Source organism: Methylobacterium sp. WL103, from assembly GCF_008039885.1.
Lineage (GTDB): Bacteria > Pseudomonadota > Alphaproteobacteria > Rhizobiales > Beijerinckiaceae > Methylobacterium > Methylobacterium cerastii.
Genome location: NZ_VRUX01000532.1, coordinates 1 through 2,920 on the forward strand (window position 1 = coordinate 1; position 2,920 = coordinate 2,920).

Here is a 2,920-nt window from a genome sequence, read left to right on the forward strand (position 1 = left end):
GTGGTGGCGCAGGGGGGCAACACCGGGCTCGTCGGCGGCGGCGTGCCGCATGGCGGCGTGGTGCTGTCGCTGGCGCGGATGAACCGCATCGTGTCGCTCGACCCCGTGAACGCCAGCATCGTGGTCGAGGCCGGCGCGATCCTCGCCGACGTGCAGGACGCGGCCGACGCCGCCGGGCTGCTGTTCCCGCTCTCCTACGCCTCGCGCGGGTCCGCGCGCATCGGCGGGGCGCTGGCCTGCAATTCCGGCGGCATCGCCGTGCTCGCCTACGGCAACGCCCGCGACCTCTTCCTCGGGCTCGAGGTGGTGCTCGCCGACGGCCGGGTGTGGAACGGCCTGAAGGCCTTGCGCAAGAACAACGCCGGCTACGACCTCAAGCACCTGTTCGTCGGCTCCGAGGGCACGCTCGGCATCATCACGAAGGCGGTGCTCAAGCTGTTCCCGAAGCCAGCCTCGCGCACGGTCGGGTTCGTCGGGCTGCCCTCGGTGCGGGTCGCGCTCGACCTGTTCGCGCGCCTGCGCAAGCGCGCCGACCGGGATCTCACCGCCTTCGAGTTCATCCCGCCGGTCGGGCTCGACATGGTGCTGCGGCACATGCCCGGCACGGTGCGGCCGCTGGCCGGCGCGCACGGCGCCTACGCGCTGATCGAGCTCGCCTCCGCCCGGCCCGACGCCGACACGAGGGCCGAGCTCGAGGCGGCGCTCTCGGACGCGATCGAGGACGGGCTCGTCGAGGACGCGACCCTCGGGGCGAGCGAGGCGCAGAACCTCGCGCTCTGGGCGTTGCGCGAGCACCTCTCGGATGCGCAGGGCTACGAGGGCGGCTCGATCAAGCACGACGTGTCGGTGCCGCTGTCGCGGCTCGCCGACTTCGTCGAGCAGGCGAGCGCGGCCTGCGAGGCGGCGATGCCGGGCCTTCGCGTCTGCGCCTTCGGCCATGTCGGCGACGGCAACATGCACTTCAACCTCAGCCAGCCGGTCGGCATGGACAAGGCCGCGTTCCTCGGCGCCTGGGCCGACTTCAACCGCATCGTCCACGATATCGTGACCGCGATGGACGGCTCGATCGCCGCCGAGCACGGCGTCGGCCTGATCAAGCGCGACGAGCTGCAGCATTACGGCGACCCGGTCGCCCTCGACCTGATGCGGGCGATCAAGGCCGGCCTCGACCCGCAGGATCGCCTCAATCCGGGCAAGGTCGTCGCCCTGTCGTCCGACCCGCAGCCCGCCCTGCCCTGACGTTCCGCGTCGCGGACTGCCGAGGCGGGTGGAATTCCATTGTGCGACGCACCATCTGTCGCCATGATGCATGACGCATCGCGCCATAAATCGGCTCATCGGCCGGTCCAAGGTGCGACTCGCGACCGGCCGGAGTCAGGCCGGGAGCGTGCGGGTTTCCCTGCGTTAGCCGGGCGTTAACGGCTGAGGTTGCGTTTGGAACGTGGACCTCGGTCGCGCGGCCGGCAGCAGGGTCCAGCACTTGCTTGGGCCAGCGGCGGGTCTTCGCAGACGCGAAGACGGCGGCCGGCCCGCGATGTGACGTTTCAAGGAGACGATCGAGATGCCCACCTCTCAGGCCCGCGTGCAGACCGCCGAGGCGAGCCGCTACCTGCAGCAGCTCTGCCGCCACTGGAGCCACAAGTTCCCGGTGTCCGCGACCCCCGAGCACGGCACCGTGCCGTTCGGCGAGGACCGGGTCTGCACCTTCGACGCCGAGCCCGACGCCCTGTTGATGCGGATCGCCACCTCCGATCCCGCCGGGCTGACTCGCCTGGAGAACGTCGTCTCCGATCACCTGATGCGCTTCGCCTTCCGCGAGAGCCTCGGCGAGATCACCTGGTCGCGCGCCGCCTGAACCGGTCGCGCGCCGCCTGATCTGGTCGCGCACCGCCTGATCCGTTAGACCCCGCACCGATCTTGCAGGGCTCGATCCTGCACGACAGGATCGGACGTCACGGGAAAGGGTCGCGATGAACGCGCATGCTGAGCCGCCGGTCGTGGGATCGACGCACGGGGAGCGGCTCGACCGGCTCGCCACCGTGGCCGTCCGGGTCGGCCTCAACCTTCAGCCCGGGCAGGAACTGGTCCTGACCGCGCCGCTCGAGGCGTTGCCGCTGGCCCGCGCCATCACGGCGGAGGCCTACCGGGCCGGCGCCTCCCTCGTGACCACGCTGCTCGGCGACGACGTCGCGACGCTCGCGCGCTTCGCGCATGCCCCCGACGCCGCCTTCGACAAAGCCGCCGGCTGGCTCTATTCGGGCATGGCGGAGGCCTACCGCAACGGCGCCGCCCGCCTTGCGATCAGCGGCGACGACCCGTCGCTGCTCTCGGCCCAGGACCCGGAGAAGGTCGCCCGCGCCAACCGGTCGCGCTCCAAGGCCTACGTGCCGGCGCTGGAACTGATCGCCAACTTCGCCACCAACTGGACCATCGTCTCGGCGGCGACCCCGGCCTGGGCGCGCACCGTGTTCCCCGACCTCCCCGAGGCGGAGGCCGTCGCCCGGCTCTGGGACGCGGTGTTTTCCGCCTCCCGCGTCGACGGCCCGGACCCGCTCGCCGCCTGGAGCGCACACAACGCCCACCTCCACGCGCGCAAGGACCTGCTGAACGGCCACCGCTTCTCGGCGATCCGCTTCCGCGGGCCGGGCACCGACCTCACCGTCGGCCTTGCCGACGAGCACGAATGGTGCGGCGGCGCGGCGACCTCGCGCAGCGGCATCACCTGCAACGCCAACATCCCGACGGAGGAGGTCTTCACCACGCCGCACCGGGCGCGGGTCGAGGGCCACGTCACCAGCACCAAGCCGCTCTCGTACCAGGGTACGCTGATCGAGGGCATCCAGGTGCGGTTCGCCGAAGGCCGCATCGTCGAGTCCGCGGCGAGCCGCGGCGGCGACGTGCTCGCCCGGGTGCTGGACAC

The 2,920-nt window shown here is 71.7% G+C and carries 3 protein-coding genes; all 3 read left to right on the forward strand.

Annotation, left to right across the window (positions count from 1 at the left end; translation table 11 throughout):
• Window positions 1-1,239, forward strand: a 1,239-nt coding sequence (locus FV222_RS21850) for an FAD-binding oxidoreductase (protein ID WP_147815625.1), incomplete at its 5' end; no start/stop codon positions are given.
• A gap of 322 nt (window positions 1,240-1,561) precedes the next feature.
• Window positions 1,562-1,855 (forward strand): DUF2218 domain-containing protein, encoded by a 294-nt coding sequence (locus FV222_RS21855; protein WP_147752874.1) that lies wholly within the window; start codon window positions 1,562-1,564, stop codon window positions 1,853-1,855.
• Window positions 1,856-1,970: 115 nt separating this feature from the next.
• Window positions 1,971-2,920, forward strand: a 950-nt coding sequence (locus FV222_RS21860) for an aminopeptidase (protein WP_147815626.1), incomplete at its 3' end; no start/stop codon positions are given.